This window comes from Arthrobacter sp. R4-81, from assembly GCF_054792365.1.
The window spans coordinates 3310672-3335954 of the sequence record NZ_CP096445.1 but is presented as its reverse complement, the minus strand read 5'-3'; the positions used below and the strand labels follow the sequence as shown (position 1 = coordinate 3335954).

General features: G+C 61.1%; 17 protein-coding genes. 11 read left to right on the top strand and 6 right to left on the bottom strand.

The window, feature by feature from the left end; genetic code table 11:
- Positions 1-47 precede the first annotated feature (47 nt).
- Complete coding sequence (locus M1E05_RS15400) at positions 48-2741, top strand: helix-turn-helix transcriptional regulator (RefSeq protein WP_458113667.1); 2694 nt, start codon at positions 48-50, stop codon at positions 2739-2741.
- Here M1E05_RS15400 and cysC read toward each other — a convergent pair.
- Positions 2722-4101: an adenylyl-sulfate kinase gene (cysC, locus tag M1E05_RS15395; RefSeq protein ID WP_461163455.1), complete on the bottom strand. Its 1380-nt coding sequence runs from the start codon at positions 4099-4101 to the stop codon at positions 2722-2724. The two genes, M1E05_RS15400 and cysC, sit on opposite strands and share 20 nt — an antisense overlap.
- Entirely contained in the window at positions 4098-5090 is a 993-nt protein-coding gene (locus M1E05_RS15390; RefSeq protein WP_461163454.1) for a sulfite exporter TauE/SafE family protein, read from the bottom strand. The genes cysC and M1E05_RS15390 overlap by 4 nt, the downstream gene beginning before the upstream one ends.
- 504 nt (positions 5091-5594) lie before the next feature.
- Between M1E05_RS15390 and M1E05_RS15385 the strand changes: the two genes are divergently transcribed.
- Genes M1E05_RS15385 through M1E05_RS15355 form a run of 7 tightly spaced genes read left to right on the top strand, consistent with a single transcriptional unit; the run spans position 5595 to position 12980 of the window.
- The gene (locus M1E05_RS15385) at positions 5595-7142 is read left to right on the top strand and encodes a sugar transferase (protein WP_461163453.1); all 1548 of its coding nucleotides are present in this window, start codon (positions 5595-5597) and stop codon (positions 7140-7142) included.
- Positions 7142-8062 carry a 3'(2'),5'-bisphosphate nucleotidase CysQ gene (locus M1E05_RS15380; protein WP_458113671.1) on the top strand — a complete coding sequence of 307 codons (921 nt, stop codon included), beginning with the start codon at positions 7142-7144 and terminating at the stop codon, positions 8060-8062. The genes M1E05_RS15385 and M1E05_RS15380 overlap by 1 nt, the downstream gene beginning before the upstream one ends.
- Positions 8062-8979, top strand: coding sequence for a sulfate adenylyltransferase subunit CysD (gene cysD / locus M1E05_RS15375; protein WP_458113672.1), 918 nt, complete (start codon positions 8062-8064; stop codon positions 8977-8979). Before M1E05_RS15380 ends, cysD begins: the two co-directional genes overlap by 1 nt.
- Complete coding sequence (locus tag M1E05_RS15370) at positions 8979-10226, top strand: sulfate adenylyltransferase subunit 1 (RefSeq protein WP_458113673.1); 1248 nt, start codon at positions 8979-8981, stop codon at positions 10224-10226. The genes cysD and M1E05_RS15370 overlap by 1 nt, the downstream gene beginning before the upstream one ends.
- Before the next feature lie 53 nt (positions 10227-10279).
- Positions 10280-10783, top strand: coding sequence for a UDP-N-acetylglucosamine--LPS N-acetylglucosamine transferase (locus tag M1E05_RS15365; RefSeq protein WP_458113674.1), 504 nt, complete (start codon positions 10280-10282; stop codon positions 10781-10783).
- The gene (locus M1E05_RS15360) at positions 10780-12075 is read left to right on the top strand and encodes a glycosyltransferase (protein WP_461163452.1); all 1296 of its coding nucleotides are present in this window, start codon (positions 10780-10782) and stop codon (positions 12073-12075) included. The genes M1E05_RS15365 and M1E05_RS15360 overlap by 4 nt, the downstream gene beginning before the upstream one ends.
- Positions 12072-12980: a glycosyltransferase family 2 protein gene (locus M1E05_RS15355; RefSeq protein ID WP_458113676.1), complete on the top strand. Its 909-nt coding sequence runs from the start codon at positions 12072-12074 to the stop codon at positions 12978-12980. Before M1E05_RS15360 ends, M1E05_RS15355 begins: the two co-directional genes overlap by 4 nt.
- A 91-nt stretch (positions 12981-13071) precedes the next feature.
- Here M1E05_RS15355 and M1E05_RS15350 read toward each other — a convergent pair whose 3' ends face one another.
- The 4 genes from M1E05_RS15350 to M1E05_RS15335 form a co-directional block, all read right to left on the bottom strand.
- On the bottom strand, positions 13072-14151 hold the full coding sequence (locus tag M1E05_RS15350; protein WP_461163451.1) for a CDP-glycerol glycerophosphotransferase family protein: 1080 nt from the start codon (positions 14149-14151) through the stop codon (positions 13072-13074).
- Positions 14148-15725: a lipopolysaccharide biosynthesis protein gene (locus M1E05_RS15345; protein ID WP_461163450.1), complete on the bottom strand. Its 1578-nt coding sequence runs from the start codon at positions 15723-15725 to the stop codon at positions 14148-14150. Before M1E05_RS15345 ends, M1E05_RS15350 begins: the two co-directional genes overlap by 4 nt.
- Positions 15703-17343 carry a P-loop NTPase family protein gene (locus M1E05_RS15340; RefSeq protein WP_461163449.1) on the bottom strand — a complete coding sequence of 547 codons (1641 nt, stop codon included), beginning with the start codon at positions 17341-17343 and terminating at the stop codon, positions 15703-15705. The genes M1E05_RS15345 and M1E05_RS15340 overlap by 23 nt, the downstream gene beginning before the upstream one ends.
- Positions 17344-17427: 84 nt before the next feature.
- On the bottom strand, positions 17428-19665 hold the full coding sequence (locus tag M1E05_RS15335) for an O-antigen ligase family protein (RefSeq protein ID WP_461163448.1): 2238 nt from the start codon (positions 19663-19665) through the stop codon (positions 17428-17430).
- Between the two features lie 278 nt (positions 19666-19943).
- On the opposite strand from M1E05_RS15335, the gene M1E05_RS15330 reads away from it, so the two are divergent.
- The 3 genes from M1E05_RS15330 to M1E05_RS15320 all read left to right on the top strand — a co-directional run bounded on the left by M1E05_RS15330 (position 19944) and on the right by M1E05_RS15320 (position 25256).
- The gene (locus M1E05_RS15330; protein WP_461163447.1) at positions 19944-23120 is read left to right on the top strand and encodes a PKD domain-containing protein; all 3177 of its coding nucleotides are present in this window, start codon (positions 19944-19946) and stop codon (positions 23118-23120) included.
- Between the two features lie 37 nt (positions 23121-23157).
- Positions 23158-23811: a hypothetical protein gene (locus tag M1E05_RS15325; RefSeq protein WP_461163446.1), complete on the top strand. Its 654-nt coding sequence runs from the start codon at positions 23158-23160 to the stop codon at positions 23809-23811.
- 77 nt (positions 23812-23888) lie between these two features.
- Entirely contained in the window at positions 23889-25256 is a 1368-nt protein-coding gene (locus M1E05_RS15320) for a Gfo/Idh/MocA family oxidoreductase (RefSeq protein ID WP_461163445.1), read from the top strand.
- Positions 25257-25283 lie beyond the last annotated feature (27 nt).

Genomic DNA, 25283 nt, shown 5'->3' with positions numbered 1-25283 from the left:
AGTTGGGGGTTAGCACGGGCCCCTAACGGGATACGAAGGACTTCACCATGATTCATACCGACGCCGCCACCCTCTCCGGCCTACGACGCCCTCAGGCTTTTCAGGGCGAGCACGTACACAACGGCATGTCGACGTACTGCAGACAGCCCTTGGTCGATGAGGTTCTGGCGGCTCTGGTGCAGGGCCAGAACCTCGGCGTGGTCTTGGTGGGAGCCTACGGGACAGGAAAGACCTATCTGGCGCGGCAGGCGATCGATCGACTCGACGGGCAGGCCTTCGTTGTTCAAATACGGGGGAGCTCCGCCGCTGATGCCATGCCATACGGCGCCTTGAGTTCGTTGTTGTGCGAACTGGATGAAGACCTGGTCACCAGCCCGTTAGCCGTACTCAGGGGCATAACGCAGCTCCTGCGGCGGAGGGCGGACGGAAAGAGCATCCTCGTGTTTGTGGACAACGTCCAGGACCTCGATGAACTTGCCGCCATGGTCCTCACCCAGCTGGCGGCCAACGGAACCGTGCAGCTCGTCGTCACGTGCCAGGATCTGCCCAAGGCTCCACGTGGAATCGTGGGGCTGTGGAAGGACGGATTGTTGCACCGCGTGGATGTACGACCCTTCAGCCAGCGGGACGTAGCTCAGTGGCTGGAAGCAACACTTGGCGGACCCGTGTCATTGGCCTGCAGCGAGGTGCTCTACAACGCCAGCGGCGGGAACCCACGCTTTCTGGAAGCCATCCTGGACGAGCAGATCCGGGCGGCCACTCTGGTGCATTCCGACGGCGTCTGGGTGCTTACGGGCAAGCCGCTTGCTTACAGCCGGACCATGACAGACACGGTCTTCACTGCGCTGAGTTCAATTTCCGCTGCTGAGAAGCACGTGACCGAAGTGCTGGCCTTGGCGGGAACCCTGACCCTTGACCATCTCATCAGCGTCAGCGATCCGGCGGCCATTGACGCCCTGCAGCAACGCGGGTACGTCACCGTAGTGCACGGCGATCCATCGTCGGTTTCCCTTACGAATGCGCTGATGGCCAACGTTGTCCGCAAGGAAGTGCCGGCAGGCCGGAGCAGGGAACTCCTTGCCGGCGTCGTTGCTTGTGCAGATTTCTCCGTTATGCCCCCTTCAGCAGAATTGTCCCTGGCTGCATGGGCCGTCGATTGCGGGATGCAGCTGGAAGCAGATAAGGCTCTCTACGCTGCAGGCCTGGCCAACCGCTCAGGAAACCCGGCTTTGGCCCTCCGCCTCATTGACTTGCTCCATGATCCGGCAGGGCAGGCTGCAGCTGTGGCGGAAAAGATCAGGGCACTTATCGGGTTGGGGGAGCTGGTGAAGGCGAGGGACCTGGCTTTGGACCCTGCCGCCGTCGCGGAAGCGCCCTTGAGGCGCTGGGCTGACATCATGCTGCTCCGAAGCGCATTGCTGTGCTCCGATGACAGGCCGGAGGGCGATCCGCGTGCGCCGCTGGACGAAGTCCATGCCCGCCTGAAAGCGGAGGAAGCGGGTTCAGACCATGATGCCCACGGTCTGTTGGATATGCGCGAGGAGCTTTCATTGGCCCAGGCGCAGGTTGCCGTCCATGATGGCCGGTACCGGGAGGCACTTTCAGGCCTGACCCGTCTGGTTGATGGTGCGCGAAGCACCGAAGGCCGCACGCTGGCCGCAAGCTTGCTTGCCGCCCTGTTGGCTCTGACCGGGCGCGGGGCCGAGGCCTCATCGCTGATGAGGTCGGTACGGGCGTCTCGCTCCGAAATCGACGTACCACTGCCTGTACACACCTTGCCTGCCTCTGCACTGTTAGGGTTGCTGCCGGCAGCTTCTGCATCCCAGGACGCCGCGGCAGCTGCGGCCGGGTCCAATATCTTCCTTGCGGCACACGGCGCCACCTCACGGGAGCTTGGAACAGGCGTTCTGGACGCATATTGCGGACGATCCGAACAGGCTCTGGAACGATTGCTCCCCGCTCTGAGCCAGCTGAAGCAACTGGATCCTGACAGCACATCCGCGCTGGGAGCAGCCTCCATTGCCTACGTATATGCCTTGAAGGGCGAAAAAGACCTTGCCTTGGAGTACCTGCATACGAGCCAGCGGGAGCAAAAACGGACGTCGAGATGGGTGCTGAGTGTCTGCTCCTACTTCCAGCTGCTGACCTCCGCTGAACTCGCTTCCAAGGAAAAGGCAATCGTGCGGCTGTTCGGGCTCGCGGATGAAGCCCGCAGCAGGCACGCCACTGCCCTGGAACTGATGTTCCTGAGCGCAGCCGTGCGATTGGGCAGTAACGGTGGGACCGAGCGCCTTGTGGCGGTGGCGTCCAGCGTCCAGAGCACTCTTGGCCGGCAATGTGAAGCGTATGGAACGGGACTTGTTCAGCGGAACAGCACCATGCTCCTGGAGGTAGCCAGGGAGGCTGCTACCGCAGGAAATGTGGTACTCGCCAGGGACGCTGCCCGAGCAGCCCTCAAAATTGCCAACGATGCTTCTGACCGGAACGCTATCAGGGCGGCGCAGCAGCTGATCCGGGGAGGTGCGCCGGCAGCAGCGGGAGGCGGCCACTCATCCCTCGGGGAGGGGCAACTGACGGCCCGCGAAAATGAGGTGGCAGCCATGGCCGCCGCCGGGGTGAGCAACAAGGATATTGCAGCCAAGATGCATATTTCAGTTCGTACCGTTGAGGGCCATCTTTACCAGATCTACGGCAAGCTGCAGGTGACCTCACGGGCCGAGCTCAGGGAATCATTTGCATAGCTGACGGGGTCCGACGGAGACTGAGGGCATCCATAATGGCGCTAACGGCAGCATCCACTCCGACTTCGGCCGTGTTGATGACCAGATCCGCATCAGCCGGCACTTCATAGGGCGAGCTGATTCCGGTAAATTCCGGAATCTGGCCGGACCTGGCCCGGGCATAGAGTCCTTTCCTGTCCCGCCCTTCGCACACGCTCAGCGGAGTGGACATATGGACCAGGATGAAGGAGCCTGCCGGAGCCATCGCCCGCACTTCCCTTCGAGTGGAATCGAACGGTGCAATGGGCGCACACACAGCGTCGCCTCCGGAAGCGGCAATCAGCGAAGCGACCCAGCCGATACGGCGGATGTTCGTTTCCCTGTCCTCCTTCGAGAAGCCGAGCCCCGACGAGAGCAACCGACGGACGTCGTCACCATCGAGTAATGTCACAGTCCTCTCACCTGCTGCCTGCAGCCGTTGCGCGAGGGCCCGGGCGATGGTCGATTTTCCCGATCCGGAGAGCCCGGTGAAGAAGACGACGCTACCCGTAGCGCTGCCGGCCCCAACGTGGCCCGATACTGGGTGGCCGGCCCCAACGTGGCCCGATACTGGGTGGCCGGGGACTGACTGGCCGGGGATTGACTGGCTCGGACGATGGCCGAAGCGCGGCCGGTCGATGCCGGCCTGGGATTCATCTGGGGCTGTAAAGTCCAGAAGTACATTAGCGCCAAGGTTCCGGAAGACGAGCTCCTGGATCAGCTCGTCCTGTTTGTCGCCCGAACGGGCCGGCGACCGGAGCACCAACAGCCTGGAACTGGAACCGGGAATTTCAGCGGCGCATTGCTCAAGGGCAGTCATCAACTCCAGCGCTGTATACCGCCCGTGCTGCTGCGGACCGGTCACAGCCACCAGACAGAGGTCTGCGTTGCGGCTTGCGGCGACGGAAACTGTGCGGGCCATCTGGGCTGCCAGCGGGGGCTTGGAGAAGGCCGACACAACTAGCTTCCGGCCAGCAGCGGAAGCCAAGGGTCCTGTTATACGCAAGTGTCTGAGAGGCGGATGCTCAGCTGCCTTAAGCGGACTCAGGGCCCCAGCGAGGTAGATTCCCGTCCCCGGAGCTGACTCGAAACCGGAAACTGTCAGCAGAGCCAGGGGAGTGCCGTCCGGATCGCATAGCAGCAACGCAGACTCCTGTACGGCGCGTTCGCCGACCGAACGGGGCAGCAACAGGGTCACCGCGGTTGGCCAATGTACCGGAATCTTGGAGGGAAGGCAGTATCCGTGGGCCGGAGCGTACAATCCACCCAGAAGGAGCTCAAGCTCATCCAGGGCCCCGTCCGAAAGTACGTGCCACGGAAGTGCGCCGGCTTGGCCGGTCATGGCTGCCTCTCCATCGAGTGAAGAGTCTGAGTGGCCGATGGTGCCGCGCTGCGGCGTTGGCGCATCTCGCTCGTGGCCAAAGCGGGAAAACCTTTCGAACGCCGAATAGCCATCCAGACCAACGGTGCCACCAGGACTGCTACTGCCAGGAATATGGCTGTCGGGAGCGTCTCCACTCCCAGCATTTTCAGGCCGGAGGCAAAGAGGACCACTGCAAGCGCCCTGCGAATGAATCCGCCGTTAAGCCGGCTCGAGAGCTGTGCACCCAAAAAGACGCCCGGCACACTTCCCAGGATCAGGGGAAGCGTCAGCTCGAGGCTGAGCTCACCGAAAAGGGAATGACTGACGGCGGCGGCGGCCACCAAGGGGACAGCCTGTACAAGGTCCGTTCCTACCAGCTGCCCGGCTTTCAGCCCGGGATAAATCATCATCAGCCCGATGATGATGAGCGAACCGGAACCCACCGACGTCATCCCGACCACCAGACCGCCGATCACGCCCAGGACTATGGTTACCAGCGGGCGGGCGGACACCAAGGGACGCGCCTGCGGAAGACCCGTGCCCTGTCCGCTCCGGTCTTTAGCCCGCTCCACGAGCCTCACGTAAGCCCGGACTGCCAGGAGGCCCGCGGAAAGCAGCAGGGCCGCTCCCAGAGCTGTTTTAACTGTCGACTGAACGGCATCTCCTGGTCCGAGCCATTTCAGGATCAACACACCGCAGAAGGCTGCCGGGACAGAGCCAATCATCAGCCACTTCACGAGCTCAAGGTTGACGGTGCCGCGGCGGAAGTGGACTGCCGATCCAACAGGTTTCATGACAGCGCTCGCCACCAGGTCACTGGATACCGCGGCCAGGGGCGGAACCCCAAAAACCAGCACGAGTACAGGAGTCATGAGCGCGCCACCACCCATGCCGGTAAGACCGACCACTATTCCCACGCCGAAGGCGGCGAACACCAGCATCATGTCCATAAGAGCAGATTTTGTCACTGGCGGGACCCGCCGGAAATGCGTAGCGCCGGCGCGGAAAGGCAGTACTTTCGGCGGAGGAACAAGTAGTGTTTGCAGCGCTTTCCATAACCCGGGCGGCGCCGGACAGACCCGGTCTCAGTGCTTTCGAAACACTAAATCAGAAGCCCGGCAGAACCAACAGGTAGTTCCCCGATCCACTGTGCCGGCAGACAGGTAATAGCGGCCCCGTAGTGCGTAAGCAGCACCCCAAAGACGAGTATGGGCTACCCATGTGCGGCAACGCCAGCCCGCCTAGGCTTTTGGTATCAAGTCATCCACGCAACGGGTCCGAAGCAGGTCTCACAATGCGCACCAGAAACCCTATTTCCCCCTTCCTTCCGGTAATTCCCGAATTCGCCCCGCACAGTAATCTGCGGGTCCCCAAGACGGGGCCGACGGCGTTGAAGTCTTCTGAGACCAAGACTTCTCCCCCCAGTCGTCGTCGGCCCCCCAAACTTTCCCCGGCCCGTTAGGACGGCCCGCATGAGTCCCCTGGACGAATCCGCTGTCATGGGCCCAGGCCTGAAGCTGACGCCCCCCCAGCACAGCTATCCGGAACGTCGGAGCTCACGACTGGAGCAATCGCGTCAGCAGACCAAATCCACAGGCCTCAGATGGGCCGGCCGCTATCAGCGGATTCTGTTCATGTCGGATGCGCTGGTTCTGACCGTTGTTGCTGCCGCTGCGCAAGTGGGCAGATTCGGTTTCGCCGACACTGATGTGACCGTCGGATTTTTTGAGGTTGCCTACACCTACCTGTCGATCGGGATTGCGGTCGCCTGGATGGTGGTGCTTGGTATTTACCGCACGCGTGATCCCCGGGTAGTGGGTGTTGGCGCAGAGGAGTACAAGCGCGTCATCAACGCCACCGTCACGCTGTTGGGGCTTGTGGCGATTCTTTGCGCAGTCCTCAAAGTGGACATCGCCAGGGGCTATTTCGCGCTCGCCTTCCCGTTGGGGATCGCGGGACTGATCACTTCGCGCTGGATCCTGCGCCAGTGGCTCACGAAGCAACGGACGTATGGGCACTATTTGTCGCGCGTAATAGTCCTGGGGCGTGGCAAGGACGTCCGCTATGTCATCAACCAGATCCAGAAGAAATCAGGCGCTGCCTACGACGTTGTTGGCGCAGCGTTGCCGCATGCGGAGGAAAGGGAATTCCTGGTCACCGGATCCGGCCCGGTTCCTGTGGTGGCGACCGTGGGTAACATCGTGGACGCGGTTGAACGCCTTGAAGCGGATGCAGTGATTGTGGCAGGACCGGTCAAGGGCGGCAGCAAGTATGTGCAACGGCTGGGTTGGAAGCTGGAGGAGTCCGCCACGGAACTGGTGCTGGCCACCGGCTTGACGAACGTTGCCGGCCCCAGAATCCATTCCCGCCCGGTTGAGGGACTGCCGTTGATGCATGTGGAGCTTCCACGCTACTCAGGAGCGAAGCACGTCCTGAAGAGGCTCCTGGACATCGTTCTCTCCGCCTTGGCCTTGATCGTCCTGCTTCCTGTTTTCGCGGTCCTCGCTGTCCTGATCAAGCGGGACAGTGATGGCCCTGTGATCTTCCGCCAGGAAAGGATTGGCCAGGGCGGCAAGAAGTTCCTGATGTACAAGTTCCGGTCAATGGTGCAGACGGCCGAGGATGATCTTGCCGGACTTCTGGACCTGAACGAGGGCTCCGGTGTCCTGTTTAAGATGCGTCATGACCCACGCGTTACGGATGTTGGACGCTGGATGCGCAAATACTCGCTGGACGAACTGCCCCAATTCTGGAATGTGCTGCTAGGGGACATGAGCCTTGTAGGCCCGCGGCCGCCTCTGCAGCGGGAAGTGGATGGCTATAAGGCCCGGGTTCACAGGAGGCTTTACATCAAGCCAGGCCTGACAGGAATGTGGCAGATCAACGGACGGTCCGAGCTCAACTGGCAGGACAGTATCCGACTGGACCTTTATTATGTCGAAAACTGGTCACTTGCCGGCGACATCATCATCCTGTGGCGGACCCTCAAAATGCTCACCAACCCACAGGGAGCGTACTGATGAAGGGCATTCCGATCGATCTGATGCGGCTGACTTTGCTTGGGGAAATCGCAGCCGTTGCCGGGTCCAGGGCCGATGAAGAGCTTGCCCGCGAGCTGGCTACTGTCGCTGGATCGATGTTGCTCGCCTTCCGGGAATCCGCGGATGGGGCAGGCTTAGCTGGGGATGAACTGCGGGCTCAGGGTGATGCACGCGCCCAGAAGCTGCTGAGCAAGGCCCTGCTTCAGCACCGGCCAGGGGACGCCGTCCTCTCTGAAGAGGCCCCGGACGACCCGGCCCGCCTGTCCGCCAATCGGGTCTGGATCATCGATCCGTTGGATGGAACCAGGGAATTCGCTGAGGGTCGAAGCGATTGGGCTGTGCATGTTGCGCTGCACTCCCACGGCAGATTGACGGCTGGAGCGGTTGCCGTTCCTGCATTGGGCTACGTTACTGGCAGCAAGGCCGGGCTATGGGTACGGAAACCCGGCCGGCAGCTTCGAATCGCCGTTTCCCGCTCACGGCCTCCCCAGTTGGCGGAAGCCGTGGCCGGACGACTCGGCGCAAAACTGGAGCCGATGGGGTCAGCCGGCTACAAAACCTGCGCCGTGATCAGCGGGGAGGTAGATGCCTACCTGCATTCGGGCGGCCAGTTCGAGTGGGATTCAGCGGCACCGGTTTTCGCTGCGCGCCAGGCTGGATTGCACGCCAGCCGAGTGGACGGTTCCGAGTTGCGCTACAACCAGAAGTCGCCGAGCCTGCCTGATCTGCTGATTTGCCATCCTGATATTCGCGACTTACTGCTGGTCGCCATTGCGGACGTTCAGAAAGATCCGTCCGGAAGGGGTTCTCTGGACCAGCGCACATCGGGACAGCCTGCATCAGAACGGCGTCCATCCGGTCAGTCCCGGTTTGGAGATACACAGGATAGGAGAGCCTGATGACTCCCAGAGAGCCGCTCAAGCGCAGGTTGACGCAGCTGGAAGTGCTGGAGTCGGAGGCGATCTTCATCATCCGCGAAGTTGTCGCCGAGACGGACAATCCGGCCATGCTGTTCTCCGGAGGCAAGGACTCCACGGTGATGCTCCATCTCGCCGTGAAGGCCTTCGCTCCAGGATCCGTGCCGTTTTCCCTCCTTCACGTGGATACCGGGCACAACTTTCCGGAAGTCCTGGAGTTCAGGGACCGCTGTGTAGGAAAGTACTTGCTGAACCTCGTGGTGGCCTCTGTCCAGGACGCATTGGACCGCGGCATAGTTCAGGAGGAACCGAACGGCTCGCGCAACAGAATCCAAACGCCTGTACTGCTCGAAACCGTGCAGAAGAACGGGTTCACCTCATTACTGGGCGGGGCGCGCCGGGATGAAGAAAAGGCCCGTGCGAAGGAACGTGTTTTTTCGTTCCGGGATGAGTTTGGGCAGTGGGATCCAAAAAACCAGCGCCCCGAGCTGTGGAGCATCTTCAACGCTGAGGTCCACCAAGGTGAAAGCATCAGGGTGTTTCCGCTCTCCAACTGGACAGAATTGGACGTCTGGGACTACATCCGTCAAGAGGGCATTGATCTTCCGCCGATCTACTACGCGCACCAGCGGGAAGTCTTCGAACGCGGGGGCATGCTGTTTGCGGCCAACGAATTCTGCAGGCCTAAAGACGACGAACCCACGTCGGTGCAAAAAGTCAGGTACCGGACAGTGGGGGATGCGACCCTGACGGCGGCGGTCCGCTCCGATGCCGACACTGTGGACAAGGTGGTAGCTGAGATAGCAACGACCCGGGTCACCGAGCGCGGTGCCACCCGGGGAGATGACCGCGTCAGTGCAGCGGCCATGGAGGACCGGAAGAAAGAAGGCTACTTCTAATGGATCTCCTGAGATTTGCCACGGCGGGATCAGTAGATGACGGCAAGAGCACCTTGATCGGACGGCTGCTCTATGACTCGAAATCTATCTTCACTGACCAGCTTGAATCCATTGAGCGGACCAGCCAGGCCATGGGCTCGGACTACACGGAACTTGCGTTGCTGACCGACGGGTTACGGGCCGAACGTGAGCAGGGAATAACGATCGACGTCGCCTACAGATACTTTGCCACGTCCAAGCGGAAATTTATCGTGGCGGACACTCCCGGACACATCCAGTACACGCGGAACATGGTGACCGGGGCATCAACCGCGGACATGGCAATTATGCTCGTCGATGCGCGGAAGGGGCTGCAGGAGCAAAGCCGGCGTCATGCATTCCTTGTCTCGCTGCTGAAAGTGCCGCACCTGGTGCTTGCCATCAACAAGATGGATCTCGTTGCCTGGTCACAGGACGTCTTTGAGGATATCCGGCATGACTTCGTGGAATTCGCCGCCAAGCTCGATATTCCTGACCTGACGGTCATTCCGCTTTCCGCCCTCACCGGTGACAACGTGGTGAGCCGCTCAGAGAATATGCCCTGGTACCAGGGAACGTCGCTGATGACCCATCTGGAGAACGTTTACATAGCCAGTGACAGGAATCTGGTGGATGGCCGGTTCCCTGTCCAATACGTGATCCGGCCCCATTCAAACCGCTTCCCCGATTACCGCGGGTACGCGGGGAAGATCGCCGGCGGAGTCATGCGCGTCGGCGATGAGGTGGTGGTCCTGCCCAGCGGGCTTCCGTCCCGCATCGCCTCGATCGAGTCCGCAAGCGGACCCGTCAACGAAGCGTTCGCTCCGATGTCCGTCGTCGTACGGCTCGAGGACGACATTGATATCTCACGCGGGGACATGATCTGCAGACCGCACAACCAACCAAAAGTCTCGCAGGATATTGACGCGATGATCTGCTGGATGAGCGAGGAGCCCCTGCGCCCGGGCCAGAAGCTGGTGGTCAAGCACACGACGCGGCGGGCGCGGGCACTCGTCAAGGAAATGCAGTACGAACTGGACATCAACACCCTGCACCGCAACGAACAGGCAGAGGAGCTCAAGCTCAACGCCATCGGGAGGGTTCGGCTGCGTACCACCATTCCGCTTCTCGCGGATGAGTACCACCGAAACAGGGAAACGGGCGGCTTCATCCTCATTGATGAACACACCCTTCGAACAGTAGGCGCGGGAATGATCCTGTCCGTCTGAAGCATCCGCCGGTACGTCACCGGATCATTAAAGAAACGTGGAGAAACGAGACGATGAGAACAGCCAGGTATGGTGTCCGCAATCATCCCGTTGCGCCCGGTACCGAGAGGATTCTGCTGGTTGGATCCAGCGGCGGTCATCTCGCGCAATTGCTGGCCCTTGAACCCTGGTGGGCGCACCAATCGAGGGCCTGGGTAACCTTCAAAACGCCCGACGCCGAGTTCGGCCTGCGGAATGAGCAAGACATCACGTGGGCATACTCCCCAACCACCCGGAACATCCCGAACCTTCTGCGGAACACAAAACTGGCGTGGTCATTGATGCGACGGTTCCGTCCAACCGTGGTGATCTCGACTGGAGCAGGAAGCGCCCTGCCCTTTTTTGCCCTTGCGAAGATGATGCCCACCACGACTGTGTACATCGAAGTTTATGACCGGGTGGACAGCCCCACGCTCACCGGAAGACTGTGCCGGCCATTTACCGACCTGATGTTGGTCCAGTGGCATGACCAGCTGGGACTTTACCGTGACGCCCATGTACTGGGGAGGCTGCTGTGAACGAGGCTCCGGTACATGGCCAGCCTGACAATGCCTCCACTCCGAGAAGCATCAGTGTTCTTGTGGGCACTGACCATCACGAGTTTTCCCGGTTGGTCGACTGGGCTGATGGTTGGGCAGCCGAACATCCGCAGGACAAAGTCACGGTGCAGTTCGGCCACAGCCGGGCACCCGCTTCTGCCGAGGGACACAGCTTCATGTCTCCTGCCGCGCTCGCGGAACTCATGGCCACGAGCGACATCGTTGTTGCGCATGGCGGACCTGCCACTATCTCCGGGGCGAGGGCTGCCGGGCACGTACCGCTGGTGCTGCCAAGGGATCCGGCCCTGGGAGAGCATGTTGACGATCATCAGCAGCGGTTCGCGAGCTGGTCCGCCCAGAGATCGCTGGTCACCAAGGTGGTCTCGGTGCCCGAGCTGCAGGAACGGGTCTCGGCCTTGGCAGGGGAAGGTTCAGGGACCAAGAGCGGAAACCTCGATGGAGCGCGGCAGGGTGACGACGCGGCAAGCCACCTTCCGCTGCTCCTGGAGAAGGCAAGGACTGCTACCAACCGAGCCACACCAGGCGCCCCCGTGGTCTTGTACGTCTCCGGCGCAAGTGCCGCGACGTCGTCGTACCTTTCCGCCCTCAGCCGTGCAGAAGGCGCCGTGATGCTGGGGGACATCGGGCAGTTATGGGAGCAGGGAATAATCAAAAACGCCAACTGCGCCTGCGGGACGGCTTTTTCCTCCTGTCAGTTCTGGCTTCGAGTGGGGAAGGAGGCCTTCGGAGGCTGGGAGGATGTGGACGTCCGCTCCATCAAACGACTGGGGCAGTCCGTCAGGTCTGCTGGAAAGCTGATGCTGGGGGTTTTGCCCTTTGAACCTCCTTTGCTCCGCCGACAGCTCGCTGAGCACTCGTCGTACTACCTTGCTCTGTTCCGGGCAGTGCAGGACATCACCGGAGGGAAGGTGCTGGTATGTTGCGGTGCGGACCCTGTTTTGGCTTTCGCCTTGAGCCACAACCGTGAGATTGATGTGCGGATTCTGTATCTGGCTGGAAGGACGGGGCGGCCAGTGACCAGCGACGACGTCCATGGTTCGTTAGCCGCGAGATGGCTGTCATCGAGGATGGGGGCACAATTCCTCAGGATGCGGCACGTTCCCCGTGCCGTCATCGGGCGCAAGCGTTATCTGAACGACCCCGTGAAGGCCCTGCACTCAGTGGGCCAAGAACTCGAACTCCCCGATTCCTGGCCCGTTCAGGGCGCTCCCCAGGAGTTCCATCCCCTTCTGCGAGAGGACCTGGCGTGAGCACAGTGTCGGTGATCATAGCCACGCGGGACCGCCCCGAGATGCTCAGGGAGGCGATCGCGGCGGTCGCTGACCAGACTTTCGACGGTGAGATCGAGATTATCGTGGTTTACGATCAGTCAGCCCCGGACACCTCACTCCAACTATCAGAGGGCACCAGGCGTGTCAGGGTGATCAGCAACTCCCGCACCCCCGGCCTGGCGGGGGCCCGCAACAGCGGAATCCTGGCTGGCACCGGAGACTATGTGGCCTTTTGCGACGACGACGACTACTGGAAGCCCGGAAAGCTCGCGGCCCAGGTTCAACGCATGGAGACCGATTCCGGCGTCGAGTTTGTCACATGCGGAATTTCAGTCCAGTACGACGGCGTCACCCATGACCGCCCGCTGGGCAGGGACATCGTGACCTTCGATGAACTGCTGCGGGACCGGCATACGGAGCTGCACCCCTCAACTTTTCTGATGCGGCGTTCAGCGGCAATCACTGGTTTTGGACTCGTGGACGAAGAGGTCCCTGGCGGATTCGGCGAAGACTACGAATTTCTGCTCCGCGCCGCCAAGTCCCACGCGATTTCCCATGTTCGCGAGGTCCTGGCGGTGGTCCGCTGGGGTGGACAGTCATTTTTCTTCCGACGCTGGCAGACCATGTCAGACGGGCTGTCCTGCCTGCTCGACAGATTCCCGGAATTTGAAACTACACCTGCAGGCTCTGCCAGGATCCGGGGGCAGATTGCCTTCGCCAACGCCGCTTTGAAGAACCGGCGGATCGCCCTCCTGTGGGCAGTGTCGGCCTTCAGGCGCAACCCCCTTGAACTGAGGGCTCCGCTGGCCATCGCCGTCGCTGCCGGGGTGCTGTCCCCGGACAGGGTGATGGTTGAGCTGCACAAGCGGGGGCGCGGAATCTGACCGGGCAGGGTGTTCGTGGCGGACTACAACGGAAGAGGCGGCAGGAGCATTGCTCCGGCCGCCTCTCCCGTGTCCGCAAGCCAACTGTCAGTCAGTATGCAAACACCCGCTCCACCACACGTACTGAGGCCTGTCCATCGTCCAGCGGACAGAAACGTGAGACGAAGGTCCGGTACCGCTCTGCGTTCGCGCGGTGGTCCTTTTCGAGATTACTCAAAGCTGCGCCCAGGGATTCAGTGTCCCTCACGATGGTTCCTGGGGCCCACTCCTCGTAGTCGTAGTACAACCCACGAACATTGTCCCGGTAACGGGCCAGGTCATAGGGGAAGAGAACTATGGGCTTTCCTGTGACGGCAAAGTCAAAAATGGCTGAGGAGTAGTCCGAGACCATCACATCTGCGGCCAAATAAAGTTCGGCGATATCCGGGTAATTGCTGACGTCGAGAGTAAAGCCTTCGCGGCCAGGCGGCGCGCTCTTCACCACGCTGTGCATGCGGTTGAGGATCACTGTTCCGGCAGGTGTTGCCTTCTCCAGCAGATCCAGGTCCAAGGCTTCAGGATCTTTGAATTTGCCGTCTTGATGGGGAGAATCATCGCGCCATGTGGGGGCGTTCAGGACCACCAGAGCGGAAGGATCCAGCCCCAGCTCCTTGCGTACCTCATCCCTGATCCTGGGCGCTTCGGCCGACTTAAGGATGTCGTTGCGGGGGTAGCCGGTTTCCAGCAACTCCCCCTCAAAGCGGAACGCACCCCTCAGAATGTCGGAGCTACTGGGAGCGGGGGAGAGCAGATAGTCCCATTTTTTGATGTCCCGTTCGAGCCGCTTCTGATGGGCGGCAGCGCCTGGGTAAGTACGGAACTCCTCGTCGAAACCAATGGTCTTGAACGGGGTGCCGTGCCAGGTTTGGAGGTACCTGACCCGTGGACCTTTGACCAAGTGTTTGCTGACCACGTCATTGCTGATGAGGTAGTCGCAGCTGTACAGCCTGGCAAAGTACTCCGGGGTGTGCCGACGCACCCTCGCTACGCCGTCAGGCAAGCGGGTTGATTCGTGCGCTACCCAAACCAGCTTCAGATCGGGGCGAAGCCTTTGCAGGGCCTCGGAAATGGCCCGGGGGCTGTCTGAGTATTTTCCACGCCAGCTTTCAAAGAGAACGGTTTTCTGTTTCATGTCTCGTACCTTTCAGGGGAGGGGGAGTCTTTTCTCGAGAGAAGGGTTTTTAGTGTCGGAAGGCGCAGCTTCCCCCGCCAGAGCCACAGGAGAAAGGCATAAGCCAGGCAGCCGGCGGCGAGGACGCCGAAGAACTCCCACAGGTGTGTCCGCTGCAAGAGGCTCAGGATCAGCAGCGGGATTCCGAGGCAAGCCACATTGGCCACCGCTACCAGTGCCGACCGCCAGCCGAATGGGTCCATGGAGAGGAGCTTCTTGACCCGCTCCAGGGTCAGTAAGTTCTTGAGCAACACTGCGATGCCCCATGCAACTGCAGCACCGACAATTCCCCACAGTGGAATCAGGATCAGGCAAAGACCGATATCCGCCGCCAAAGTAGCCAATGCAATCCATAGACTGGTCCGGCTGCCGCCTGCCATCAGCAACAAGGTGTCCAGTGGTCCGGCAGCAACGCCTACAAGCATGGCGATGCTCATCACAATCACCACCGCTCCGGCACTTTCCACGTTGTAGCCCGCGCCGAAGATCATCAGATAGAAGCTGCCCGCCGCGCCTGTGACCATGTAGAGCGGCCATGCTACTGCCATGCTCCATGCTGTGGAGATCCGGAAGATGTCGGCAGCATCCGCGTGCCGCCCTTTTGCAAGCAGCTGGCTGAACCGGGGTTGCAGGACCTGTTGAATCGCGTGGGTGGCGAACTGGCCCAGGGCCACGAACCGTGTAGCCGCAGTGTAGAGCGCCGCATCCTGCACAGAAAGCAGGGCGGCGATCAGGATGATGTCGGACCGCTGAAGCAGGATCTGGCAAAGACGCGCGATTCCACGGGGCCAGGTGAAACTCCAGAATTCCCGACGCACCATGGCGCGGTCATTCAGCGGCGCCGTGTGATGATCAATACCGCGGCGGCGAAGCATTCGGCGGAAGATCAGGACCGACAACACGCCTGCAATGGCGTAGGGGGCCACCCATCCGGCAGAGAGCAGGAGCACTCCGCCGCCAGCCAGGGCAGCGAGCCATACACCCAGCGGCTGCAGCATAGTGCGCAGGAACTTGTCGATCAGGACGGTGCTGCGTACCGTTCCGAAGGAGCGGGCACCTGCCAACGAAAAATCACCCCAGGCGGCCACCGGCAGGAGCACGGCAAACATCAGCAGGACCAGTGACCCCTGGGGAGTATCCAGGCCGATCAAAGGTGCCAGCTGGCCGGCCAGAAGGGCGGTTCCCAGCGCCAGCACGAGGCTGGTCAGCAGGACTGGCCTGAGGGCGACCGACAGACATTGGGAGATATCGGCAGTGCGGCCAGTCGCCTCGTACCGGAGCATAAAGCGGGCCAGTCCGCTTTCAGTACCCAAGGAGGCGGCGCCCAGCAGTATCAGAAACGCAGATGATGCTGCAAAGAACATACCGGCAGTGGCCTGGTCATAGAGTTGGGTGACCACCACGATGAGACCGAAGCCGAAAACTGCGGAAACGGCTGCCCCGAGGAGGTTGAACACTCCACTGCGTGCAATATGCGAGAGCTGGGCGTCGACCGCTTCAGTGTTCGCCGCTTCACTGCCCACGAGCACTGGCACTGCTGGAGGCGACTGGAACTTTGGCAGCGGCGGGACGCTCTGCTCCGTTGCCGTTCTTCTTGCTACCCGCCATCGGTTTGCCGGAAGTTGACTTGGCGGGACGCGCCTTGGCCGTTTCCAGTACCACGGCTCCAAGCAGGTTCACGGATAGCTCCCGGCAGACTTCAACAGAACTGTTGAGGTCCGTGACCTTGGTAGAGCCATAGGCGATCTCAATAATGACGGATTTGAAAGTGCTCGCCAACAGCTGCGTATTGGGGCTGAGCATAGGACCAGTGACGACCAGCACAACGTCTGCACGGTGGGCCAGGGAGCCAATCAGTCCGATAAGCCGGGGGGTGATCCGGTGGTGTGCAGAGCCTGCTTCCCGGGAACCGCTGCCCAGGACCTGAAGCGTGGGTGACAGGCTCACCAAGGTTTCGTCAACGGCGATATTCTCGTCCAGGAGATCAGCCAGGCCTGGATAATTTGCCCGGACCAAGGGTGGCATGACCAGGCGGCCCGTCGTGTCTACAACGAGTGTCTTGATCCCTGCCTCTGCAAGCGACCAGCCAATTGAGACTGCAGAGAGTGGCTGCGCTGCGTCTTTACCGGCAGTACTCAACAGGATGATATTGCTCCGGTGGAGCCGGGTGAAGTCCAGGACGTTGGCATTCAACCGGTTGAGCCCTGGAACGGCAGGAGGCGGGTTCTTGCTGAACAGGGGTGCAGGCGAGCCGTCGTGCCCATGGTGGGACGCGATGGTGGGAACGTTGAACGCTTTAATTTCCGCTGCCGATCGGATTACCTTGCCCGACTTGGGACGGGACCGTACCAGGGCCAAAGCGAGGGCCAAGGCCAGGCCGGCAAGCCCCCCGGCGACGGTAAGCAGTAGCGGCAGGTTCAGGAAGCTACCACCCTGGAGTCTTGCCGGCGTAATGACCTGTCCCGGATACAACGGCGTAGTGGAGATATCACCCATTTGCGCATTCAGTTGACTCACCTGGGTTGATACGGACTGGACCTGGGTCAGAAGGAGGCTCGCCTCGGGAGATCCGGCTCCAGCCCGGGTCAACCGCGAACTCAAGCCAGAAAGATCCTTCTGGTACCTGGCGACTTCAGCTTTGATTCCCTCCACGCGGCTATTGACCGAATCAGTCGCCCGGGCCTCGCGGAATGCGAGGTAGGACTCAGCAAAGGCTTGTGCCCGCCTTACTGCTACAGCCGGGTCCGGATCCGTGTAGCTGATCTGCAGGATCTGCGTGTTGACGGGAACCACCACGGTGACTTGGTCCAACACATCCTCGACATTGGCGTCCTGGCGGCCAGGGATGGTTTTTGCAACGGCGTCGGACCGCAGTACCTGGGCCTCAGTGTTCAGGTTGATCAGCTGCTCACCACGCGTGCTTGGATAGAACGCGTTGCCATCCAAGGGGCTGAGGAGGATGGCAGAGGTGGCTATCTGGGGCTCGCGTGCGGAAACCCCGGCGGTTGCTCCCAGTACAGCGCCTATCACAGTGAGGCCCAGGATGACCGGCCACGTACGGGCCACTGCGGTGCGGAACAATGCCGTTCGGGTTTCAAAGCCCGGCTCGCGCGTAGGCCGTGTGACCGTGGGTTCTGGTGAGTGATGAGACATGAGACGTTCTCCGGTTCTTTCAGTACTGCGGGAAGATTCTTGGGACGCCCGGGGTAGCCGCGGCGATAGTGGCGGGAGGCGTGGTCAGGGGTTTAATGGCTTTTCCCCTTCCCATCCGGCAGGGCCGGCATATCCCTGGATGAGAGGCCCGGGTTCTTTGCGTCTGTTGGTCAGCCACCGACGTCGGCCGTCCATCCCGCTCCTGAAGGAGCGGACAAAAGCGATCGCAACTGATAGTGCGGCTGCCGCCAAAAACCCCAACAATGCACCGGAGGCGATGTCTACCTCAGGCTGTCCTCGAAGGGTCTGTGTCCGAGGGGCGCGGATGATTTCGCCCGCCACAGTCGACGTAGCCGAAAGGCTGACCACGGCTGCCCGTATATTGGCGGAAACTTCCGACGCATATGTCGACCCGACCCGGCTGTCCGGGGACAGGGGTGTCGACAAGGGGATGGAGGCCTGCAGCCGCGCAAGGCGATCACGCAGGGCCAGCAGTACCTGCTCCCGGCGCTGTTTTAGACCCTCACTACGCACGGCGAGATAGGCCTCGGCCAACGAGGTGACAGTTCTTGTTGCCTGCTCGTCGGATGTCCCCGAGTAGCTCAGCGTGAGTACCTGCGAATTCCTTACGGCTGAAATGCCGACGCGGGATCGAAGGGTTTCCGGATCATTGATCCCCTCTGCCTTGGCCACGGGATCAATACTGCTTTGGGACAATACCAGCGCAGCCTCCGTATCGATCGTCATGCGGCCGGACCGGGGGTCCTCTGTGCCCTCAAAGGTCAGGTAGACCGGCGAGGGCGCCAGCAGCAACGTCACGGAGGCCTCATGGGCGGTAGGCCGGGAAGCAGCGACGGCGGCGCCGGCGGCAGTGCCGGCCAGGGTCCCTATCAGCAGCACAGGAAGGTAGCGGCGACCATTCCGGGTGAAATTGCCCAGCAGGCGTACATCGTTACTGGCGCCGGCGGACATCCGTTGGCGCCAAACCAGTCCGAGAGTCAGCATGATAGTGAAGAACGGCATGCCCAGGGTGTCATAGACGAACATCTGGATGGCGAAAAATAACAAAATGGCTGTCGCCGCAAATTCAAGCGGTGTTCGCGAGCGCCAGTGTGCCAGGAAGCGGGAAATAAAGAAAAGCAGGAAGAAGCACATGCCCACCAGGCCCTGCGAGAATATAACCAGCCAGATGTGACCTTGCGTTCCGAGCGGGGGAACCTGGCAGCCATCGCAGTCAGGCCTTCCACCACCAGCGATCGAGGAAAAGCTTCCCTTCACATCCCGAGTGCTGCCAAATCCAAGTATTGGCGATCCTTCGACGGTGCTGGTTACTGTTTCGATGAGCAGCTCTGTACGGCGTTCGTTGCTGTGGGCGTTTTCCAGCCTCTCTGCTGAAAGTGCTCCCAAGGGGCTTCCGACAAATATGGCGGCGCCAATTCCGAGCGCCACGAGGCTGGCGACGAGCGAGCGTATCCGCCGCTTTGCAATCAGGTAAACGATCAGGGCGCCTGCCCCCACGCCCAGGGAAACCCACAGGCCACGGTTCATCGAATGGACCACCGGGAACGCTGCCACCACCAGGATGATCGGGGCCAGGAGCCGCTTCCAGGCTGGCGCCCTGCCGAACCAGGTCATGAGGAAGAAGGGCAGGTAGATGGAAAAGTTGCTGCCCCACGAGTTGGCAAATTCAAAGGGTGCAATGGGCCGGTACTCTTCCCGGCCAAGGAAGGTGGTCAGGTTTGCTGCGGCCGGATGCACCAGAGGATGAATGAAGCTGTTCGAAGTGAGGGACTTTGGCAGGAGAATCTCTACAAGTGAGGTCAGCTCGAATTTTGGTGCGAGCATGCCAAGAACGCCGCCGGCCACAGTGAAAACGAACATCCAACCGAGCAAGCCGGTTACTCGGCGGGTTGAGGCATCCTCCTCACGGGCGTTTCCGATCCAGAGGAATGCGATGGTGCAGGTTCCGTACCAGGCGAGGCGGTAAAAAAACACCATGAGGCGCTCGGCGCCACCTCCACCAGGAACGCCGCCGGGGGCATCAGCCCAGAGTGCGACAACACTGACGACTACCCAGAGCAGGAACAGGAACCACCAGCCGGTGCCGCGCGGTACGCGGATACGGCCATTGCGCAGTAACTGGATCAGCATAGGCACAGCTAAAACCAAGGGCAGCAGGGCGCTGAGTCCGAGAACCCACCACAGCGGAAATCCGGCCAGCAGAACAACCAACGGCCAGGCATTGTGCTTGGACGGCAGGACCTGGCCGCCCGGAAGCGGAGCAGTTGCCGTCCGAGCCGAATGCTCAGCTGTTGTTGCCATGGGCGTATTCCCCTAACGTGTACGACCCGAGACCTGCATGCCGCAGTCAATGCCGCAGTGCAACGCGTTGAGACCGACTCTAGTCACGTGCGTGCGGCGCAAACACCGTGGAAACTACCTGTTTTGATGCCCGCGAAGTGCCGCCAACTACCTGTTTTCCCGGCTTGGGCAAGGGGTCAATACTTCAGATACTTCGTGTGCGTGTGCCGTCTTTAAGGACGCCACGTTGAAACTTGGCAAGGAAGTCCTAGCAGCTAGGGCTACGGAAAGTAGGAAACGTGCACCGGCCCATCACAAACCAGCCCGGACTGCTCTACGGCCGTTCCGAAACGCCGCGTTGGCTGGTTGCGCTGTGGTCAGTGGTAGCGGCTGCCTTGTGTGCAGGCTTCCTGGCTTTGGTCCCGCCATCACCAGCTGCGGCCGTCCAGCCGGGAACCCAGAATGTGGTGGTCAGCGCGAACGCCAAGCGGGGAACTCCGCACGTACTGGATGGCTACGTGGCCGGCTTCGCCCAGGTGGGCGATCTGACGGTGGCCACCGGAAACTTCACCAGGGTCCGAAACGATTCCAGCACCACGGAAATAGCCCGCACGCACATCTTCGCCTTTACCAGCGCCAACACCATCACCTCCCTCAACGTGGCTGTCAGCGGTGAGATAATGGACGTCCTCGCCGTGGGCGATGGAAAGCATGTGTGGATCGCCGGCTCGTTCAACACCGTGAATGGGGCAACGGCCCGCGGGCTTGCCAAGATCAATGTCTTCACAGGGCAGCGCGACACATCATTTGCGCCTCCTGCCTTTGACGGACGCGTGAACCAGATCCGCCTGCGGAACGGCCTCTTGTACCTCGCCGGACGCTTCATGAAGGCGGGGGAGAGTGCCCGGTCACTGTTCGCTGCGGTGAATCCCACCACCGGAGCCCTGGCTCCCAACGTCTCCCTCAACATCAGCGTTCCCCGGAAGGGGGCGCTGCAGATGTCCCGCATGGACATCACCCCTGATGGAACGCGGATGGTGGGCATCGGCAACTTCACCATGGCCAATGGCCAGTCCCGCAAACAGGTTCTGGTTGCTGATCTCACCACGTCACCGACATCGCTCGCCAACTGGTCCACCGAGGGCTATGCCCCCACCTGCAATCTGGTGTTTGACAGCTATATGAGGGACGTAGATATCTCACCTGACGGGAAGTACTTCGTCATCGTCACCACCGGCTCGTACTACGCCGACACTCTCTGCGACACCGCGGCCAGGTTTGAGACAGGAGCCAGCGGTGCGGACATCAAGCCCACTTGGGTTGACTATACCGGCGGCGATACGCTGACCCGCGTAGCCGTCACGCAAACAACCGTTTACCTTGGCGGCCATCAACGCTGGCTCAATAATCCGTTCGCTGCGGACAGGGTCGGCCCCGGGGCAGTGGAGCGGATGGGGCTTGCCGCCGTCGACGTCCGGAACGGCCTGCCGCTAGCGTGGAACCCCGGCCGCACCCGCGGCTACGGCGTCTACAGCTTTGTGGCCACCGACACCGGCCTTTGGATCGGCAGTGACACCGACCGCATCTCGAATTTCCAGTATCACGGCCGCTTGGCTTTCATGCCGGTCGCGGGCGGGACGCCGCTGCTCCCTGACTATCCGGGCATCCTCCCGGGAACCGTCTACCTGGCCGGTGCAGCTACCGACGACACCGGTAATGCGCTGCCGTCCACCTCCCTCATCAAGCGGAGTTTCAGCGGTACGGCAGTTACGGCTTCCTCCGTGATGGCCACCAGCCAGCCGTTCGGCTCAATGCGCGGCACGTTCATGATTGACAAGAAGCTGTACAGCGGCCGGACAGACGGAACATTCCGGGTCCAGTCGTTCGACGGGACCACCTTCGGCACGGCAACTATTGTCGATCAGCGCGGCCTGACAGATTTCCCGGTTGACGTCGCCAAGATCACCGGAATGTTCTACGATGCCGCCACGTCACGGCTGTACTACACCCTGAGCGGTGATTCGCGGCTCTTCTACCGTTACTTCAGCACTGAGATCAACATTATTGGTGCCGTACGCTTCGTGGCACCGACTAATGTGGCAGGCCCGCTATGGGCAGGCACCAGATCGCTGATGCTGCACGGCGACAGCCTCTATGTTGCTGACTCCACCGGGACGCTGAAGCGCTGGGCATGGAACGCCAACACGGCAGTGGCCGGCGGGACACCAGCCACCGTCTCCGGCCCCACGGTCGACGGGAAGAGCTGGGCTGCTACCGAAGCGTTTATGTATGCGGGGGACAAAGCGGCACCGCCTCCTCCCGTGAACCAGGCACCAAACGCCAGCTTCACTTCGACCTCAGCTGGTTTGAAACTTACCGTTGACGGCTCCGGCTCGTCTGACCCTGACGGCAGCATCGCCTCGCACGCCTGGACGTTTGGTGACGGCGGTACCGCTACGGGCGCGACGGCGTCGCGCACCTATGCCGCGGCCGGAACCTACACGGTAACGCTCAAGGTCACCGACAACACCGGTGCCACTCATTCGGTATCAAAGAGTGTGACAGTCACGGCTGCGAACCAGCCGCCGGTGGCGTCCTTCACGGCAGCCGTTTCGAACTTCACCGTCAATGTGAACGGAAGCGGCTCAACTGATCCGGACGGTACGGTGGCGTCCCATGCCTGGGCATTCGGTAACGGCGGAACTGCAACGGGCGCGACGGCGTCGCACACCTACGCAACTGCCGGAACCTACACCATCACCTTGACAGTCACGGATAACGCCGGTGCCACCAACAGCAAAGCACAGCAGGTGACCGTTCCTGGCCAGACAACGGCCGGGTCGGTGACCTTCAGGGCGGCGTCGCAGTCGAACACCAACAGCACCGCCCCCGCCGTCGCGGTTCCGGCTTCCGCCCAGGTCGGAGACGCCATGCTGCTTTTCGCAACGGTGAACAACACCGACGGGACAGTTTCCAGCCCCACCGGAATCACCGGATGGCAGGTGGTGGGATCGAAGTCCCAGGCCACCATCCAGTCCTTCCTCTGGGCCAGGCGCGTACAGACCGGAGACGCCGGCAAGACGGTGACGGTGCCAATATCCTTGCTGTCCAAGACGGCCCTGCAGCTGGTGGTGTACCAAGGGGTTACGGGCCCCAACTGGCTGGTCGCACAGGCCTCCGAGGTTGACGTGTCGGGAACCACCAAGCACACAACACCGCAAGTGCAGGCCCCAAGTGCAGGCAGCACCCTGGTGTCCTACTGGGCCGAAAAGATCAGCGCCAGCGACACCTGGACGGTGACTGCCCCGCAGATTATGCGTTCCACCACTGTCGGAAGCGGCGGAGGCGCAATCAACTCCGCCCTGAGCGACACAGGGCCCGTCGGGGCAGGAACTACCGGAGGCGTGGCGGCGACGGCCGGGCTGGCTTCCACCAAGGTAGCCATGTGGTCCGTCGTGCTCCAACCGGGAGCCTGACGTGCTCCCGGCAAAAGTCAAGGCAGGGAGGAACGACGTGTTTCGCAAGTATCGGATAGTGATGGGTGCCGTTGCAGCGGCGGCCATCGGCGGAATCATCTGGGCAGGCTCCCAGGGCCCCACGGAAGCTGTTGTTGCGCAGGAGTCTCCTGCCGGAATTTCGGCGACTGAGAGTCCCTCCACGGCCACGTCACCGGAAATTCTGGTTCCGGGACCGATGGCGACGTCGGATGCCGCAGCACCAGCGCCACCTGCGCAGGCGCCTGAAGCGCCGGGACAAGCGCTTGAAGCGCCGGTACAGGCGCCGCTACCTGAGCAGCAGCCGGACAATCCACCACCGGCCAACGTTCCATTGGATGTCACGGTAGACGTGCCTTCAGTAGCGGTCAACGACTGCACGTCGTTGGAGTCCTCCCTGACCGAGTACCAGGAGACAGCGAAGAGTGTGGGGCCCACGGGGTATCGGATGCTTTTGGTCGGACTGGACAATCTGGAGGGCATGGTGGGTTCGCTCGCCAGTTCGGATCAGCAGTACGAACCAGTGATGCAGGTGCTCTCTGATGTACGCCGGCAGTGGAGCTCGGCATTGTCCGCCCACGATGCAGGCATAACCGCTGAAGCCGACAAAGCGTCCCAGGAAGCACAGGCCTCACTGCAGACAGCCAGGGACTCGCTGAAATGTACGTCGTGAGCGTGAGCCGGAACCTATAGACCGAAGGGGCCTTGGATGTCACGGAAGACCACAGCCAATCGAGGGGAATACAGCTGATGAACACCACTGAAGCACCTGTGAAAGTGATTACTTATGGAACCTTCGACATGTTGCATGAGGGTCACCTCAGGCTGCTGCGCCGGGCCAAAGCACTCGGTGACTACCTGATAGTCGGGATTACCACCAGCTCTTACGACGAAACCCGTGGCAAGCTCAACGTCCGTGACAGCATGATGACCCGGATTGCCAATGTGCAGGCAACCGGCCTGGCGGACGAGGTGATCATCGAAGACTATGAGGGCCAGAAGATCAATGACATCCAGCAACATGGTGCTGAGATCTTCGCTATCGGTTCCGACTGGCTGGGGAAGTTCGACTACCTCAACGATTTCTGCAAAGTGGTCTATCTCGAGCGGACGGCCGGCGTTTCCAGCACCCAGTTACGTGCCGAGAAGCTGGGCATCGTCCGATTAGGGATTTCCGGCACGGGGAGCGCAACGAACTGGTTCACGGACGAGGCCCTCAAGGTCAGTGGCCTGGAGATTGAATCGGTCTTCAACCCGAATGCAGCCATCGCCCGGGACTTTGCCAAGAGTAACTCTATTCAAAACCACTTCTCGGACTCCGACGATTTCCTCGCCTCGGTGGATGCAGTGTTCATAGCAAGTCCTGCCCGGTCTCACTACCATCAGGTAAAGCAGGCTCTTGAAAGCGGCGTCCATGTGATGTGCGAGAGTCCCCTGACGCTGAGCCAGAAGGAAACGGCGGAGCTGTACGCTCTTGCAACAGAGCGCGGCAAAGTTCTTCTGGAAGAGATCAGGACGGCATATTGTCCTGGATTCATCCGGCTCGTTGCGCTCGCCCGGAGTGGCTTGGTGGGAACGGTCAAGTGTGTCGATGCCACCTACACAAGGCTGACACAGGGTTTGCGGGCGAATGCTCCTTTTGACGGCAGCGTGTCGCGATTGGCAAGCACGCCGCTGCTGGCCATTTCAAAAATCATTGATTCGCAGCTTCAGGATATGCAGGCTGCCACCTACCCTCATCCTGACGATGGAGTGGACGAATTCAGCCGGATCAACCTGCGCTTCGATTCGTCAATCTCTTCCATCACGGTGGGCCTCGGAGTGGAGAGCGAGGGGCATTTGACGGTTACCGGTACCCGCGGCACCATCTACGTCCCGGGTCCATGGTGGCAGACAACTGACATCTTTGTCCGGTTTCCTGACCCCAGCCGCGATCAGACGTTCCATTTTCCCTTTGCTGGAGACGGACTGCGTTACGCGATTGCTGAATTCGTGTCGATGATCCAGAACAACAGGTTGTCCACGTACAAGATGCGCTCCAAGGACTCCTTGTTCATTTCCGGAGTCATTGAGGCATTTCTCCAGCGACAAGCCCAGGGCGGATCAGACAGCTTCTAATTTCCTGCGGAAGAACTGCCGGCCACC

What these genes read in the sequence shown, in the direction of transcription:
- M1E05_RS15400 (WP_458113667.1), top strand. Translation starts at nt 48, where the DNA reads ATGATTCATACCGACGCCGCCACCCTCTCCGGCCTACGACGCCCTCAG.
- cysC (WP_461163455.1), bottom strand. Translation starts at nt 4,101, where the DNA reads ATGACCGGCCAAGCCGGCGCACTTCCGTGGCACGTACTTTCGGACGGG.
- M1E05_RS15385 (WP_461163453.1), top strand. Translation starts at nt 5,595, where the DNA reads ATGAGTCCCCTGGACGAATCCGCTGTCATGGGCCCAGGCCTGAAGCTG.
- M1E05_RS15380 (WP_458113671.1), top strand. Translation starts at nt 7,142, where the DNA reads ATGAAGGGCATTCCGATCGATCTGATGCGGCTGACTTTGCTTGGGGAA.
- cysD (WP_458113672.1), top strand. Translation starts at nt 8,062, where the DNA reads ATGACTCCCAGAGAGCCGCTCAAGCGCAGGTTGACGCAGCTGGAAGTG.
- M1E05_RS15370 (WP_458113673.1), top strand. Translation starts at nt 8,979, where the DNA reads ATGGATCTCCTGAGATTTGCCACGGCGGGATCAGTAGATGACGGCAAG.
- M1E05_RS15365 (WP_458113674.1), top strand. Translation starts at nt 10,280, where the DNA reads ATGAGAACAGCCAGGTATGGTGTCCGCAATCATCCCGTTGCGCCCGGT.
- M1E05_RS15350 (WP_461163451.1), bottom strand. Translation starts at nt 14,151, where the DNA reads ATGAAACAGAAAACCGTTCTCTTTGAAAGCTGGCGTGGAAAATACTCA.
- M1E05_RS15340 (WP_461163449.1), bottom strand. Translation starts at nt 17,343, where the DNA reads ATGTCTCATCACTCACCAGAACCCACGGTCACACGGCCTACGCGCGAG.
- M1E05_RS15335 (WP_461163448.1), bottom strand. Translation starts at nt 19,665, where the DNA reads ATGGCAACAACAGCTGAGCATTCGGCTCGGACGGCAACTGCTCCGCTT.
- M1E05_RS15320 (WP_461163445.1), top strand. Translation starts at nt 23,889, where the DNA reads ATGAACACCACTGAAGCACCTGTGAAAGTGATTACTTATGGAACCTTC.